This is a genomic window from Campylobacterota bacterium (assembly GCA_020633995.1).
In the GTDB taxonomy this organism is placed as follows: domain Bacteria; phylum Babelota; class Babeliae; order Babelales; family RVW-14; genus JACKCO01.
This window is the reverse complement of the sequence record JACKCO010000004.1, coordinates 317,558-333,466: the sequence shown is the minus strand read 5'-3', so window position 1 is coordinate 333,466 and position 15,909 is coordinate 317,558. Positions and strand designations below refer to the sequence as shown.

The following is a 15,909-nucleotide window of genomic DNA, read 5'->3' as shown; positions in this document are numbered from 1 at the left end:
CTGAGAGTGACACCTCTCACCCCCAGGGTGACGTCTTCTCGACTCAGGGTGCATCTACCAAATGCAGAATGCTTCTACCGAGTTTAAGGCAACGTCTCTCTATTTCAGAGTAACATTTCTTTTTTTAAGAACACCTTGCTTGGAGAATTGGCATACAAAAAATTTGTCGTTCCCGACGGAAAAGTTGCACTCCTGACGTCATCCTTAACTACACACTCCCCGACCGACGTCATCCTGAATCACGCACTCTTCTCGACGCCATGCTGAACCATGTGCTCTGACTTGATCAGAGTATCGTTTCAGGATCTCTCTAACGCAATCAAAATATCGCTTCAGAATCTCCGTTATAATTTAGTTGCCCCTACCAAACACAAGCGCAGCATTACCACCACCAAAACCAAAGGAGGTAGAAAGCGCATGTTCAACAGAAAGCGTGCAGGCAGCATTTGCAATATAGTCCAGCTCGCAAGCCGAATCAGGCGTGTCTAAATTAATAGTCGGCGGCAATACGCCATTATGAAGTGCAAGCAAACAAAATGCAGCCTCAGCAGCACCAGCTGCACCAAGCATATGCCCGGTCATTGATTTTGTACTACTTACACGAACGTGATTTTTCTGCTCAGGGTCAGCATAAGTGCCAAACACCCGTTTAAACATTTTTGACTCAGTTGCATCATTCATCGGCGTTGAGGTGCCGTGCGCATTGACATAACCAATGTCTGTTGGTTGCAGTCCAGCTTGATCAAGCGCCTGCAAAACGGCGCGTTGCGCACCAAGCCCATCTGGCTGCATTGCCGTCATGTGAAATGCATCACTGGTTGCACCATACCCTTTGATAGTACCGTAAATAGTTGCACCGCGTGCATAGGCAGACTCTGCACGCTCAAGCATAAGCATAGCAGCACCTTCTGCAATAACAAATCCACAACGTTTTTGATCAAACGGACGACTGGCCTGCTCAGGAGCGCCCGGCCAACGAGAAAGCGCACGCATGTTGTAAAACCCTGCAAGCGTAAGCGGTGTAATGCAACTCTCACTGCCACCAGCAAGCATGTAGGGAGCGTATCCGTCACGCACAGCGCGAAATGCAAAACCGAGTGCATCTGAACTTGAGCTACAGGCATTTGCAAACGCAAGCACCGGCCCCTTCAAACCCCATTGCATACTCACCCAGGCTGGTGCCATGTTGGTAATTGCTTTGGGCAGCGCAAAGGGCGAAACGCGGCGGTGGTGACCGTCTTTGTCTGCCTGTAGTGCCGACTGGCAAATGACGTCAAGCGCACCAACGCTGACGCCCATGTACACACCAATGTGGTCACGTACTGCTTGGTCTGCATCCAACAGTGCGGCATCAGTAAGTGCTTGATGGGCCGCAAGCAACCCAAGATGCATAAATCGATGACTGCGTGCTTGATCTTTTGCATTAACAAGATGATCAAGCGCTTCTTGCTCACCACGCACCAACCCTGCCATTGCATGTGGTTGCTGAGCATATTCGTCTGACTGAAGCGCAACAATGCCGGATTTGCCAGCAATGGCATTGCGCCACGTTGTTTGTGTGTCATTGCCCAGCGGGGTTACTAACCCAATGCCTGTTACAACAACCTCATGCTGCTTGGTCATAGCAAGCCGTATTATTTGGTTCGTGCAGCGTGGATAAGCGTTACCGCCTCACCAACTGTTTTAATTTTTTCCGCATCTTCATCTTTAATTTCGATGCCAAAAGTTTCTTCAAATCCCATGATGATTTCAACGATATCGAGTGAGTCTGCACCAAGATCTTTAAAGGTAGACTCTGAGGTGATATTTTGTGCTGGAATAGTTAATTTTTCTGCGATAATTGCGCTTATTTTTTGAAGCGTATCTTCTTGTGAGAAAGCCATGGTAAAATCTCCTAACAATTGAGGGTGCAATACATCCTTACTTTTTTCGTGCCTTAAGGCCATATAAGCATACCGCATTCATAATTTTTTACCACTTTTGTGCACATAACAGCATGTACAAGGCTACAGTTATTGCAGGCTTTGTAGGAAAAAATCGTATATTAAGAAATTTAGTTAGGAGGAAAATAAGTTCAGGATGCCCTGATCGGTATCGGACAAGGGGGAGTGTTGGCATGGGCTATACCTCACGTCATCCTGAATTTATTTCAGGATCTTTTCTCTCTTACTTAGCTAGATGCTGAAACGATACTCTGATCAAGGTGCTACTTGTCAAATCATATGCGATTGAATAGGCGTCATTCCCGACACCGATCGGGAATCTTATTTTCATTACTAATCGTTGCTACTGATCAATAAAAAGCACTTTAAACGAGATCCTCGATGGGACTCGAGGATGACACCTTTTTTGTTGGATTTGAGTTAACAATGAAATAAATTCAGGATGACGTCAGCAGAGCACATGGTGCAGGAAGACACCGTTTGTTGTACAGCATTACAACCCCTTGTCGTCATCCCAAGCCTGTCCTCGTGCTTGACAAGGGGATACGAGCCGGGATCCATGCAAACCTAGCGCTCCCACCATATTCTTGATATCTTAAACGCTAAAAATAGTAACCATCTAACCAGGAACCAAATCATGCAGCACACACTCCACGACAACGCAGAGCAAGAATTATTCGCGCTTTTTGAACAACTTGACATCCCCTACACCAACACAACACATGAGCCAGTCTTTACCGCCGACGAGGCATCATTTTTAAAAGCAAAACTACCAGGTGCTCACTGCAAAAATCTTTTTTTAAAAAATAAAAAAGATCAATTTTTTTTGGTTGTTATGCTCGACAGCACACGCCTTGACCTCAAACAATTTCAAAAGCAGTACGAACTTGGGCACTTATCGTTTGCTAACGACGACTATCTCATGCACTATCTAGGCATCAAACCCGGCTCAGTTTGCCCGTTTGCAGTGATCAACGATACCCAAAAAATGGTCCGTGTTATTTTGGATGAAGAGATGATGCAGCATGAACAGGTAAACTATCACCCACTCAGAAATGATATGACGGTGACCATATCAAACAATGATCTAATCAAGTTTTTTGATTACACAGGTCATGAATATTCAATTGAGGCGCTACCAAAGAAGTGACTTTCTTTAATAAATAGCTTTAGTCTCTTAGCAAGGGTCATCCCCGGCAGCCCTCACGAAAGTGGGGGTCGGAGATCTAGATCCTCTGGTCAATCCCCTTGTCAAGCAAGAGGACAGGTCAGAGGATGACGCCGGTAGTTTTTGCCCATGATAAAAAAAGTAGCACCTCTGGAAGAGACATTACATTCCACCAGCAACTTCAACCACCTGGCCAGTGATATAGTCAGCACGACCAGACGTCAAGAAAAGCACAAGGTTGGCTACATCTTCTGGACTGCCAAAACGTTTGAGTGGAATGTAGTTTAAAATGTTTTCACGAACTTGATCAGAAAGCACATCAGTCATCGGCGTTGTAATAAATCCGGGAGCAATGGCATTAACAAGAACATTACGTTTGGCATACTCTTGTGCAAGTGACTTAGTCAAGCCAATAACACCTGCCTTGCTGGCAACATAGTTAGCCTGACCAGCATTTCCTTTGATGCCAACAATGGAGGCAATGTTGATAATGTATGATTTTTTTTGACGAACCATACGTGCAAGCGCTTGCTGAGAACATAAAAATGTTCCTTTGAGGTTGACCGCACACACACGGTCCCAGTCTGCCTCACTCATACGCACTGCCAAATTATCTCGGGTGATACCAGCATTGTTAACCACCCCATCAAGTGTTTGATCTGCCAGCTGGACGCAGACATGTTCAAAGCCTGCCTTTACCGAAACTGCGTCAGCAACATCAACTTGCACATACTCAATACCCAAGCCGGCAAGCTGACTAACATGCTGATCATCAGACGGTGCACAGTCAAAAATAAAGACGCGATCGCCACGCTGCGTCAGCCCACACGCAATGGCATAGCCAATACCACGCAGCCCACCCGTGACGATAATATTTTTAGGTTCGCTACTCTTGATTGTCTTCATGAATTATCTCTTTGCCAAAGTAGCGTAAAATCTTTTTCAGATCGTCCATTGTATTAAATGAAACAATTTCTTTTTCTGGCCATACACGCTTCAACATTTTTGACAACTTTACGTTAGGGCCAACCTCAATGATCAAATCACATTTTTGAAAATGATGCATCGATGGCCACCACTGCACATGCCCGCTCATTTGCTGCACCAACGACTGTTTGATTTCTTCGTTATTTTTGACAATACGTGCTTGCACATTGTTAACCAATGGAACAGCCAAATCCTTAAAATCAACTTTAACCATGTACATACCAAAATGTGCTTCAGCCTCTTTCATCAGTCGTGAATGAAACGCTCCGGCAACGTTGAGGGGTATCACCTTGCCCCGCTCCGCCTTGATGTCATGTGTAACCATTTCAATTTCTGGACTTGTGCCAGAAATAACAAGCTGATCGGCCGTATTATAGTTGACGATTTCAAGCACATGCTCAATTGAATTTGGTTGGTCATACTGCTCACACAAGCGCTGCAACTTGTCAAAAGAAAGCCCGAGCACCGCAGCCATGCTGCCCGGAAATTTGCGTGTTGCCTCATCCATAAACAGTGACCGTTTTTTGAGCAGGTACAACCCATCCGGAAAACTAATACCACCAGCAGCAAAAATTGCTGCATATTCACCAGAACTGTGACCAGCAACAACGTCTGGCGTTATGTTATACTTTTTGTTAAGCAATGCATACAACGATGCACTCACCAAAAAAATTGATGTTTGAGCATTGACCGTTTCACGAAGTTCTTTATCTGATGAGGCAAAACAAAGACGTACAAAATTTTGATCCAAGCACATAGATGCTTCTTCAAAAAATTCTTGTACCAAGCGTTCTTGATCATAAATTTCTTTACCCATGCCAAGAAACTGAGACCCCTGGCCAGGAAAAATCATACCAACTTTCATAATATTCCTCCGAGCAGACGTGCCGACACCCCCCTGCACGCATTTACTGTGTAAGCTTTTGTACTAATTTTTGAATGCGCACCTGGGCTCGATCAAAACCTAACAATGCAATCATCTCAAAAACCCCAGGACTTGCAGTCCCTCCTGTTAACGCTAAACGAAGAGGCTGTGCCAACGCAACAAGTTTTACATCATGCTGCTGGCAGAGGCGCGCAGCTAATGTTTTAATTGCCTCCAGGTCCCCAACTGGAACAGTTGCAAGATCTTTTACAAAATCACCAAGTAATTTTTGTGTGTTTGGAGTTAGCCATTTTCCTGCTAAACCCGTATCAAGCGATTGTGGATCTTGTGAGAACAAATATACCTGCTTGTACAAATCACACAGCGTTGTTGCTCGTGCTTTGTACAAGTCAATAAGCTGATCAAGATTTTTCGGCCATGCCTGTTGCAAAGCTTGATGATATTCTGGATTAAGCACAGCAATGCACTTAATCAGCTGCGCAGCGCTTAGCTCGCGCATGTACAAACCATTGAGCCAATCAAGCTTTGCCCCGTCAAAAACGGCCCCACTTTTACCAACATGCTCAAGTGAGAAAAGCTGTATCAACTCCTCGCGAGAGAAAACTTCACGGTCACCATGCGCCCAGCCAAGACGCACAAGATAGTTGCACAACGCGTCTGGCAAGTATCCTTTTTCACGGTAGTGGTCGACTGAAACAGCCGCGTGCCGCTTGCTCAGCTTGCTCCCATCAGCTCCTAGAATAAGCGGGATGTGAGCAAATTGAGGCACCTGAAAACCAAGTGCCTGATACAACAACACTTGTTTGGGTGTATTAGAAACATGGTCCTGCCCTCTGATAACGTGTGTAATGCGCATGAACACGTCATCAAGCACCACACACAAATTGTACACCGGAGAGCCATCGCGACGAACAATGACAAAATCATCCAACTGGTCAAACTCCGTTGTAATATCCCCCAATACCTTGTCAGTAAACGTTACCGTTGTAGCATCTTCTGGCAAAGCAAAACGAATAGCATGCGGTTTTTGCAGATCATCATCTGAAAACGGCTTACCTCGACAGGTGCGGTCATATTTTTTCCCAACTCCGTGTTCAAGGCGACTCACCACTTCATCTGCTTTTTCGGGCTGACAAAAACATGGATACGCTCTACCACTTGCAAGCAATGCACGCACTGCCTGGAGATGGTCACGCTGACGCGCTCGTTGATACACTAATGGTTCATCTGATGAAAACCCCATCCACTCAAGGGCCGCAAGCTGAGCATCTTTAAACTCATCTTTGCTGCGCTCGAGGTCGGTGTCTTCAATGCGAAGCAAAAATTGCCCGCCATGGTGGCGAGCATAAAGCCAATTAAAAATGGCGGTACGAAGCCCGCCAATATGCAAAAAACCTGTTGGAGATGGCGCGAAACGTACACGTACCGCGCTCATTTTGGTACTCATCAGCTCTTCCCTGTAATGCTAAAAGTCTGCGCTGATAAGTTTAAGTTTTGGTTTGACCAAGTCTGCATAACCAGACTGTAGCGGTGAATCTTTTCCGCTATATTTTACTAACAACTCTTGCCAGTAATTTTTTGCTTGAGCAAAATCTTTTTCCGTCCAGAAATAGTACCCTACATGATACAGCGCTTGCTCATGAGCATAGTGATGTGGTGTTTGTGCTGCTTGTACAAGTGTTTGCACACCCTCTTGCTTGAAGCGCTCATTGCCACTATCAATTTTTACTAGTGCATTTTTAATGCTGTAAAAATCTTTAAGTTCCTGGCTTTTAATAAGCTCTATTGCTTGACTGAGAGCTTCAATTGCTTTTTCTGGCTTATCAAGTCGTTGCAACGCGTCAGCCTTGTAGGTTAAAAAAATGCCTGCAAGTCCGGAGCCTTTATTTTGCTCGAACGCACGATCACACACACGCTCTACTTCTTGCCATTTTTCATCAGAAGAGGCAAACACTGGTATATCGGAATTATCATCCGCACTTTTTTTACGTGAAATTCTACCCTCAAAAACCTTAACGACCTGCATCAAATCATAGTGAGCTTTTTGCTGCATACGTGCAAAATACCATTGATAGCCAAAATATCCTGCTACCACAACTGCCACAACTGCCGCAGCTAATAAAACTTTTTTCCACTGCGCAATTAAAGCATCAAGCGCACGCTCAAACCATTCAACAATGTGAAAATGTGAAAAATCCATAGCCTCTCCTAAGAATTGTTTATCTTAACTAGCCTTGTTTACTATACCTTGTGCAAACAGCAACGCTCGTTCAATCGCCTGTGCATCTGCATTGCCATGGCACACTATAACGTTTCCTTGTACCCCTAGTAACAGCGCACCTCCACATCGCTTAAATGCTAACCTTGCATCAAGCTCTTTGTCAAATCGTGCTTGCCAATTGATAAGCGTATGTTTTGCTTGTTGATCCTGTTCTCCCGCAATCGACTCATGCACAAATCCTGTGTACACAGCACCCATTGCCTCTACCGTCTTAAGCAATACGTTACCTACAAAGCCATCACACAACACCATGTCGACCTTATGCGCAAGTACATCGCCCGGCTCTATATAACCTATAAATGACTGTCCATACGCCGCTTGCAAATCTTGATATGCTTGTTTGAGAACCGGTGTCCCCTTTGAAGATTCGTGCCCATTAGAAAGGAGCCCGATTTTAGGAGCATCTATTGCGACGTTCGCTCGCAAAAACTTTTGTCCTACATGAGCAAATTGTAAAAAATAATCCGGCCTGCATACAACGTTGGCGCCTAAGTCAAGGACAAATACCTCTCCTTTTTGCGTTGGCAAAAATCCACCAATCGCAGGACGGGCAATCCCTTCCTGTCTACCAAGCAACAACGTCGCCGCGACCATGAGCGCACCTGAATTACCGGCTGAAACAACTGCCTGCGCTACTTTGGAATGAACAGCGCCTACCGCTTTAACAAGCGAAGCATTTTGCTTTTTTTTAACCGCGAAGACAGGCTCTTCATCCATTTCAATAACTTGATCTGCATCAATGATTTGTATGTTGTACTGCTGCCAACCTGGATCAAGCGCACTGCATTTTTGCTTAATGAGCTCAGCTGGGCCACTTAAAACAAGCGGCACCGACTGCTTTGCGGCTCGCAATGCGCCAGCAATAACTGGATCCGGTGCAAAATCACCGCCCATAACATCAAGCGCTATCATATCACCTAACGCGGATCAGTTATGTGCATTATTCTTCAGATGATGATGACGTTGGCTCTTGAACAGACTCAGCTGCTAGGCCTGCAGCCTGCCCCTGATCTCGCTGTGCTTGACGTGCTTGACCTCGCTCATACATGCGATCGGTCTTGGTACGCAACACCTTACGTCCTTTGTAGTAACCACAGCCATAGCAAATTTGGTGCGGATTAACTGGTGACTGGCATGTTTGACATACACTTGCAGCGTTGTAGCTTAACCCTTTGTTAGCAGAACGCTTATCTCTACGTGATCTCGATACTTTCCGTTTGGGAACTGGCATGGTTAAAATTCTCCCTGCAATATAAAAATAACTTGCAAAATAAAATTCAAAAGAAATAATTAAGTAACGAGCATAAAGTTTTAACGCGATTTTGTCAAAATAAACTCGCTACTCCTGTTGTAAAATTGCATGATTTTGGCAAACTAATGTTAAAAGTTTTAAAAACAGAAAATAATATTTCTATTGGGATTTATTGTTATTCTAATGTCTTATCAAATACTAATACCGATCAGCTGAGGGAGATTATTTATAATGTCTAAAATTACCATGGATCTGGTTAAAGAATTACGCGAGAAAACACAAGTTGGCATGATGGACTGCAAAAAAGCATTAACCGAAGCTGACGGCGATCTTGAAAAAGCAATTGAGCTGCTTCGTAAAAAAGGTGCCGCCGTTGCTGCAAAACGATCTGAAAACACCGCTGATAACGGACGCGTTGAAGGATACGTTGCTGACGACTTTACCTCTGGTAGTCTTGTACACGTCACTTGCGAAACAGACTTTTCTGCAAACACTACAGACATGCAAAACTTTGGACAGGCAATTGCACAACACATTAACGAGAAAAATCCTGCAGATGTTGAAGCGCTCAACAAGCAGCCAATGTTTAATAATGAAGCGATGACCGTACAAGATCAACTTAACGAGCTGTGTGCAAAAATTTGCGAAAACATTCAGGTTGGCTCATTTGTCCGCTACCAAGTTGAAGGTAATGGCGTTGTTAACAACTACATTCACGCAGGCTCAACCGTTGGCGCACTTGTTGAACTTGCAACTGACAAGCCAGTTGGCGAGCACGCACAAACTGTAGCACAAGCAGCAAAAGACATTTGCATGCAAATTGCTGTAACCAAACCTATGTGCATTACACCAGACCAACTCGACAGTTCAGTTGTAGAAAAAGAACGTGACATTGCACGCGAACAACTTAAAGCAAGCGGTAAACCAGATAATATTCTCGAAAAAATTATTGACGGAAAACTTAAAAAGTTTTACCAAGATGTTTGCCTTCTTCACCAAGCATTTATCAAAGATGATAAAAAAAGCATTGAAGAATACCTTAAAGAAATTGGTCGTACAACTGGCCTGAATATTTCTATCAAACGTTTTGTTCGCTTTGGTGTTGGTCGCTAACGACCTGGACGTTATTTATGGAACGTATACTGCTCAAACTGAGTGGCACTATTTTTTCACCACGCAAAGATGGTGAGATTCCTGCTCGTGCAATTGCTCAGCAAATTAAAACACTGAGCCAAACACATCAGGTTAGCGTTGTCATTGGTGGCGGCAATTTTTTTAGAGCTCGCAGCCAAGGCGTACAATTTGGCTTGCAACAACCAACGGCTGACACCATTGGAATGTTGGCAACCGTGAGCAATGGCCTCATGCTCCATGATTTTTTGGCACAGCTTGATGTTAGCTCCTGTTTGCTTTCTGCACTGCCACTGCCAAGCATTGCTCCTCAAGTTGGGCCACAAAGCCTTCGGCTCGCACTGGAAAGCAATCAGGTCATAATCTTCATTGGTGGCACCGGCAATCCGTTTTTCACGACTGACACTACCGCTGTTATGCGCAGCCTACAGGTGGGCGCAAAACAACTGTGGAAAGGAACAAACGTCGACTACGTCTATGATGGTGATCCCAATAAAAACAAAAAGAGTAAAGCACTTAAAACATTAACGCATCAAGAAGGGCTCGATTTAAAACTCGGCATTATGGATCTGACTGCAATCAGTCTGGCCCAAGAATATAACCTACCAATCCGTGTTTTTAATGTTTTTAACGACAATGCACTTGAGCATGCTGCAAACAACCCAACATACGGTTCAATAATTACAACCGAAGATAAGTAAAGGATACCTACTATGAAAGAAATTGCATTTTCAGAAGGTGATAACAAAAGCTTTGAAAAGCTTCTACGCACAGATATGGAAAAACCAGTTGAACACTTTAAGAAGGAACTGGCATCGCTGCGCACCGGACGTGCTACTATTGCACTCCTTGAAAACATTCGCGTTGAATGTTACGGGCAATTAATGACGCTGCGTGAGGTGGCAACACTGGGAGCTCCTGAGAGCCGTTTACTTACCATTCAACCGTGGGATAAAAGCATTATCGGTGAAATTGAAAAAGCAATTGCAACATCAGATCTTGGCGCTGCACCAATCAACGATGGCGAGCTTGTTCGCATTCAACTACCACAAATGAGTGCATCTCGTCGTGATGAGCTGGTTAAGCTTGTTGGTAAAAAAACCGAAGAAGCAAAAATAGGCATCCGTAACGTTCGTAAAGAATTTCATAACGAACTCAGAGATGCTGAAAAAAAACGCATTATCTCAGAAGATTTTGCCAAAAAGCTCAGTGAACTTTTACAAAAAGTAACTGATGAGTTCATCAAGACAATTGATGGGATTCACGACAAAAAAGAAGCTGAAATTAAAACCGTATAGTTTTTGAAGGGCGCCTTCTGATAGGCGCCCTTTTCATTTGAGTCTACATTAATTATTTGGAGAAAGGAGAGTTATGGTAAGAACGGCAAGCTCAATACTTCTTGCTATCTTTTTTATATGTACTGCTGCTCTGGCAAAAACCGTAGTAATTACTGATGACAAAGGCAACAACGCCTTACACCAAAGCACGTTTTTTCCTCTCGAAGAAAATGTGCTCATCGAAGAAATCAAAAAATATGCCCATGACAAAGATATCCTAATAAAGTTGTTGGAGCATCGCAATCATGAAAACCACACCCCCCTCGAGCATGCACTCTTACATGCTCGCATCAAGCAAGCACGCATTCTTTACCAGGTTATACAGAAAGTAGGAATCAAGAAAAAGTTTGACCCCTTATTGATAGGGTACCTTCAAAAAATAAATAGCCAAGGTGGTATTGCTAGCCTAGCAGAAGAGGGAGAAGACACCTCAATAAAAATAGCGCTTAGTGCACTCTTTCTGCAAACAGAACAAGCGGCTATAGAGCCAATGTTACATGCATACGAACCACAACTGATTGCAGCAGCACAAGAGTATAATAATTCCACTTTTTTATACTTTCTTATTCTCCTTGGGTGCCATGCACACCAAACACTCCCTCAAGATTATTTTCCTAAATCCTAGATTTATTCTATGTTTTTTTTATAGGCTAAAGAAAGTTTATTTAAAATCAGGAGGAGTGATACCCTTGGGAGAACCATATTTTAGACAATATTTTTTTATTTACCTGATGTTGTTAGTAACTAGCGTACATGCAAAAAACGAAATTCTCATAACTATTGAAACATGGAGAAAAGATACAAGTTGTCACCATGCTCTCAAGCAAAAGATTATTAGTATTAAGGATCCTGGCAAACTAAAAGTACTTCTTACAGACAGGAACAACGAACAAAACAAAACCCCCTTTGAAATCGCAGTAGACTTAGATAAAAAAGAATCAGCAGCACTTTTAGCTCTTATAATGTATAACCTAGGCATACCACTGCTTCTTGAAAATTACGAGTCACTCAGTACTACAATCAGAGATAGAATTCTTGAACGCTGCCCTCATTTGCAAGATAATAGACCTGAGAAAGTTGAATAATAATGAATACTCTACTTACCACTTTTTTTACAATCACAGCGTTGCTCTCTTGCTCTTTTTCTTTGATTGCAGAAGGACCTAAAATTGACTACGAGTTACTCCATAACACTGTAGATAGTGCTGATGATGCAACAGATGCTGAAGAAATTAGCAAGCTATGTTCTGATCTATCCCAGCACGTTTTAATGACACTCCTGCAAACTCGCCTATTCAACTTTACTCCTATTGACCTGGCACTTGCTAAAAACAAACCCAATATTGCTTATGCTTTGCTTAAGGAAATGGAAAAATTAAATATTCCACTAGATTACTTAGTTCACATTGCACAAGACATAACTAATGTAGTCTATTACAGACGTAGGCATCCATCTATCCATATGGGATGGAGCGCCATGGCATTTGCTTTACCCAGTTCAGCTACCGAAATATCGATTGAAGACAACCGGCTCTACCAAGCCTTAAAAAATCAATGTTTTGATGAAGTTTGCTATATACTCAACACTCTCCGACTCTTCTCAAGTAAAGACAATATAAAAAACTTTCTTATTAAGTTCACAGACCAGTCTGGTAGCAACCTGCTTGATTTTGCCTTTGAAAGTAAGTCCCCCCGCATTATAGTGCTTGTTTTTGATTTCTTTAAAGAATACGCCCCAGAAGAGTACAAAAAATGGGTAAACAAAAACAGCGATATTTTCCCCTTCACCTTTGAACTTTGCGATCTTTCTTCTATAAATTAAAACTCGTAAAAAAAATCTCGCTTTTTTGTTCTATCCATTTATCCTTTATGAGTGACCTATTACAACAATCAACCAAAAAATTAGAGTGCTATCATGGACGGAAATATTATAATTACTAATCTGACCAATCCCCCAATCCTTTTCTTCCTTCTTGGGATGGGTGCATCATTTTTACGTGTTGATTTAGAAATACCCAAGTCACTTGCAAAATTTTTGTCACTCTATCTATTACTTGTTATCGGTTTTCATGGAGGCGTAGAGCTGAGTAAGGCGGGCATAACGCTCAACATCATGCGCACCATCATGGTGGCTATCGGGGCATCAATTCTAACCCCATTTTATACCTTTTTCATTTTACGAAAAAAAGTAAAAATACATGATGCTGCAGCAATCGCGGCAACATACGGAGCAGGGAGTGCGGTAACATTTGTAACCGCTGCAAACTTTTTGTATTCACTCAACATACCGTTTGGTGGTTACATGGTTGCAGCTATGGCCCTGATTGAGTCACCCGCCATCATGTCTGGGCTTTACCTTTATCACGTCTATAATCCACAAAAACAAGAAAAAAAATCTGCTCAGCAGGCTCATGCTATGCGTGAAATTTTTTTGAACTCGTCAGTATATCTTATGCTCGGCAGCCTTCTTGTGGGTATAATTGCCGGCGAACATGGATTTACAGCACTCAAGCCATTTACCAGCGATATCTTCAAAGGCATGCTCAGTTTTTTCATGCTCGATATGGGAATTATAGCCGCAAAAAGAATGTGGGAGCTGAAGGCCAATAGCCTTTTCCTTTCCTGCTTTGCTCTTTGTATTCCGCTAATCAATGCCATAACAATTATCACACTTTCATACCTACTTGGTATCAGCAAAGGCAATTGTCTTCTATTGTGCGCCTCATGCGCTAGCGCTTCTTACATCGCTGTACCAGCCGTTATGCGTCTGATCATCCCTGAAGCAAGCCCTGGAATTTACATTCCAATGGCACTGGGAATCACCTTCCCATTCAACATAGCATTCGGGTTGCCATTGTATTTTTATATTATTAGCAAAGTCTTGTCATAGCCACAGGGGGAGGAACGTATGTCACCGTTAAAAAAAATTGAGATCATAGTTGAAGATGTACAGATTCAACACATCACGCAAGTAGTTGATGAACTTAATTTACCAGGCTACACGGTTGTCTCTGACGTCTCCGGACGCGGAACCCGGGGATTAAAGGACGGGCAAGGGCTTGACGGTACGTATTTAAATGGCTACATAATCGTCATCTGCTCGGTCAAACAAGCTGAAGAACTGATCAAAAATATTAAGCCTATTCTTGAAAAATATAGTGGCATTTGTGTAAGCTCAGACGTTGAGCAAATCTAACTATCCTAAAAGTTAACTCCGAATTAAAAAAAATCCCAGCAGTAGGCACGCAAAAAAATTGCAATCTTTCCCCCTATAAATCAGATCTCTTTTAAAAAAATATCGCTTTTTTGTACTCAATTTTTTTATGCTTCACCCATAGACAAACAATCATAAGCTACATAAGACTGAGAAGGAATTATGAGTAGCAATCTTACCATGGGCATTGCTATGACAGCAGATAAAGTCATTTCATAACCCCTGGGGGCCTTTTTTATGAATGCTATGAAGAAAATAGAAATCATTGTAGAAGCTGTCCAACTTCCTTACGTTATCATGCTTATCGAACAGCTCGCCCTGCCTGGCTACACAATCATTAATGGCGTTAACGGCCGAGGCGAAAGCGGGGTTCATGATGGACAAGGCCTTGATGAAACATGTGAAAATAGCTACATCATGGTTATTTGTTCTGCTCAAGGAGCTGAAAAATTAACCTCGCTTGCAATCCCACTCATCAATAAGTACGGGGGGATTTGCATCAGCTCAGACGTACTACAGGTTGAATAATTCAATCGCGGCAACAGACAAAAAAACGGTTCCTACAGAAATTTCACTCTTCCTCTAAGCAAGAAAGATAGAGTAAAAAAAAGAGATTTCCGACGGCTACTTTCGTGAGTGCCCATCGGGAATCTCTCAAAAAATTTGATAAGCTTTGATATATCTTATGCCATATTAATGTGATACGCAAAGTACAGCACAAACAGACTGATAAGCGCAAAACCTGTTTGACGAGGAACTTTACTATCACGCAGCAGTGCAATACACATCACAACGACGGCCGCAAGCATGAAGAAAAACTGCGCATGAAGGCCAGCCAGATTTACTGGTTTGCCTGAAAATAAGGCTAGTAGGCCCATAATGAGTGTGCCTTGTTCAAATACGGTACCAAGCGTTGGCCCTATTGCCAGGCTATATTCTTTGCGGCGCAGCGCACTAAGACTCAATGAAAGCTCTGGCAGTGATGTTCCAATGGCAAGAATGGTTGACCCTATTGTCTCAAGCGGCAACATAAGCAAACTTGCTACCTCAGTGGTTGAGTAAACAATAATTTCTGAAACACCCATCACAAGACCGAGACTTGCAACTAATTTGAGTACAAGCCCCCAGCGTGATTTTAAAAATGTATCAGGATGCTGCTCAACATCGTGTGTAATGCTTGTTACTTCCTCGTCAAGCATGTCGTGTTCATGTCGATTTTTCCACATCCATCCCATAAGGCCTACGTAGACACCAATCAGCATAGCACCATGCACTCGCGTGAGTGGTTGTACGAGGAAACCAATCATGAGAACGAAAGCGGTAAGAGAAAGCATAAGCAACAATTTACGGCGGTCAGACTCTGACACGGAAATGCCCCGACCGGCAAGCAAAAGCGTCAAGCCGATGACCAAGGCAATGTCGGTAAAATTAGCACCTATCAAGTTGCCCGCAGAAACTTCACTGACCCCCTGAAACGCGGAAGTCAGCGCAACAGCAAGTTCAGGAACGTCTGCTGCCATTGCAAGGACAATAAAGCCCAAGAAAAATGTCGTCAGGCCAAAGGCCTTAGCAACTTCCACTGAGTAATGAACTACTAGATCTCCAGACCACCAAAGAACTCCCAATCCCCCCGCTACGCAAACTAGGTGCGTAGCCAGCGCAAAATCCATATGGCACTTTCCTGTAAAAAGGCTTAATTTAAAACATTTT

Annotated in this window: 19 protein-coding genes; 10 read left to right on the top strand and 9 right to left on the bottom strand. The window is 43.1% G+C overall.

Annotated features, from left to right (window positions below; all coding sequences use genetic code 11):
- Positions 1-351: 351 nt before the first annotated feature.
- Positions 352-1,623 (bottom strand): beta-ketoacyl-[acyl-carrier-protein] synthase family protein, encoded by a 1,272-nt coding sequence (locus H6679_04545; GenBank protein MCB9493514.1) that lies wholly within the window; start codon positions 1,621-1,623, stop codon positions 352-354.
- 11 nt (positions 1,624-1,634) lie between these two features.
- A complete protein-coding gene (acpP, locus tag H6679_04540; GenBank protein MCB9493513.1) occupies positions 1,635-1,883 on the bottom strand; it encodes an acyl carrier protein in 249 nt (82 codons plus the stop codon).
- Between the two features lie 697 nt (positions 1,884-2,580).
- Here acpP and H6679_04535 point away from each other — a divergent pair.
- Positions 2,581-3,093, top strand: coding sequence for a prolyl-tRNA synthetase associated domain-containing protein (locus H6679_04535; GenBank protein ID MCB9493512.1), 513 nt, complete (start codon positions 2,581-2,583; stop codon positions 3,091-3,093).
- Between the two features lie 180 nt (positions 3,094-3,273).
- Here H6679_04535 and fabG read toward each other — a convergent pair whose 3' ends face one another.
- The 6 genes from fabG to rpmF are packed head-to-tail and all read right to left on the bottom strand — an operon-like array spanning position 3,274 to position 8,496.
- Entirely contained in the window at positions 3,274-4,017 is a 744-nt protein-coding gene (fabG, locus tag H6679_04530) for a 3-oxoacyl-ACP reductase FabG (GenBank protein MCB9493511.1), read from the bottom strand.
- Positions 3,998-4,963 (bottom strand): ACP S-malonyltransferase, encoded by a 966-nt coding sequence (gene fabD / locus H6679_04525; GenBank protein MCB9493510.1) that lies wholly within the window; start codon positions 4,961-4,963, stop codon positions 3,998-4,000. The genes fabG and fabD overlap by 20 nt, the downstream gene beginning before the upstream one ends.
- A 43-nt stretch (positions 4,964-5,006) precedes the next feature.
- On the bottom strand, positions 5,007-6,431 hold the full coding sequence (locus tag H6679_04520) for a glutamate--tRNA ligase (GenBank protein MCB9493509.1): 1,425 nt from the start codon (positions 6,429-6,431) through the stop codon (positions 5,007-5,009).
- 18 nt (positions 6,432-6,449) lie between these two features.
- Positions 6,450-7,184: a hypothetical protein gene (locus H6679_04515; GenBank protein MCB9493508.1), complete on the bottom strand. Its 735-nt coding sequence runs from the start codon at positions 7,182-7,184 to the stop codon at positions 6,450-6,452.
- A gap of 24 nt (positions 7,185-7,208) precedes the next feature.
- Complete coding sequence (gene plsX / locus H6679_04510) at positions 7,209-8,177, bottom strand: phosphate acyltransferase PlsX (protein ID MCB9493507.1); 969 nt, start codon at positions 8,175-8,177, stop codon at positions 7,209-7,211.
- Between the two features lie 28 nt (positions 8,178-8,205).
- Positions 8,206-8,496 carry a 50S ribosomal protein L32 gene (gene rpmF / locus H6679_04505; GenBank protein MCB9493506.1) on the bottom strand — a complete coding sequence of 97 codons (291 nt, stop codon included), beginning with the start codon at positions 8,494-8,496 and terminating at the stop codon, positions 8,206-8,208.
- 252 nt (positions 8,497-8,748) lie between these two features.
- Between rpmF and H6679_04500 the strand changes: the two genes are divergently transcribed.
- The 9 genes from H6679_04500 (at position 8,749) to H6679_04460 (ending at position 14,727) form a co-directional block, all read left to right on the top strand.
- On the top strand, positions 8,749-9,630 hold the full coding sequence (locus H6679_04500) for an elongation factor Ts (GenBank protein MCB9493505.1): 882 nt from the start codon (positions 8,749-8,751) through the stop codon (positions 9,628-9,630).
- Between the two features lie 17 nt (positions 9,631-9,647).
- Positions 9,648-10,349 carry a UMP kinase gene (locus H6679_04495; protein MCB9493504.1) on the top strand — a complete coding sequence of 234 codons (702 nt, stop codon included), beginning with the start codon at positions 9,648-9,650 and terminating at the stop codon, positions 10,347-10,349.
- Positions 10,350-10,361: 12 nt separating this feature from the next.
- Complete coding sequence (gene frr / locus H6679_04490; GenBank protein MCB9493503.1) at positions 10,362-10,946, top strand: ribosome recycling factor; 585 nt, start codon at positions 10,362-10,364, stop codon at positions 10,944-10,946.
- A gap of 73 nt (positions 10,947-11,019) precedes the next feature.
- The gene (locus H6679_04485) at positions 11,020-11,610 is read left to right on the top strand and encodes a hypothetical protein (protein MCB9493502.1); all 591 of its coding nucleotides are present in this window, start codon (positions 11,020-11,022) and stop codon (positions 11,608-11,610) included.
- A gap of 64 nt (positions 11,611-11,674) precedes the next feature.
- The gene (locus H6679_04480; protein ID MCB9493501.1) at positions 11,675-12,070 is read left to right on the top strand and encodes a hypothetical protein; all 396 of its coding nucleotides are present in this window, start codon (positions 11,675-11,677) and stop codon (positions 12,068-12,070) included.
- Positions 12,071-12,072: 2 nt separating this feature from the next.
- Positions 12,073-12,807 carry a hypothetical protein gene (locus H6679_04475; GenBank protein ID MCB9493500.1) on the top strand — a complete coding sequence of 245 codons (735 nt, stop codon included), beginning with the start codon at positions 12,073-12,075 and terminating at the stop codon, positions 12,805-12,807.
- A 93-nt stretch (positions 12,808-12,900) separates the two neighbouring features.
- Complete coding sequence (locus H6679_04470) at positions 12,901-13,875, top strand: sodium-dependent bicarbonate transport family permease (GenBank protein MCB9493499.1); 975 nt, start codon at positions 12,901-12,903, stop codon at positions 13,873-13,875.
- Positions 13,876-13,893: 18 nt separating this feature from the next.
- Positions 13,894-14,181 carry a hypothetical protein gene (locus tag H6679_04465; protein MCB9493498.1) on the top strand — a complete coding sequence of 96 codons (288 nt, stop codon included), beginning with the start codon at positions 13,894-13,896 and terminating at the stop codon, positions 14,179-14,181.
- A gap of 255 nt (positions 14,182-14,436) precedes the next feature.
- Entirely contained in the window at positions 14,437-14,727 is a 291-nt protein-coding gene (locus H6679_04460; GenBank protein MCB9493497.1) for a hypothetical protein, read from the top strand.
- A 155-nt stretch (positions 14,728-14,882) separates the two neighbouring features.
- On the opposite strand, the gene H6679_04455 is transcribed toward H6679_04460, so the two are convergent.
- Positions 14,883-15,869, bottom strand: coding sequence for a sodium:calcium antiporter (locus tag H6679_04455; GenBank protein MCB9493496.1), 987 nt, complete (start codon positions 15,867-15,869; stop codon positions 14,883-14,885).
- Positions 15,870-15,909 lie beyond the last annotated feature (40 nt).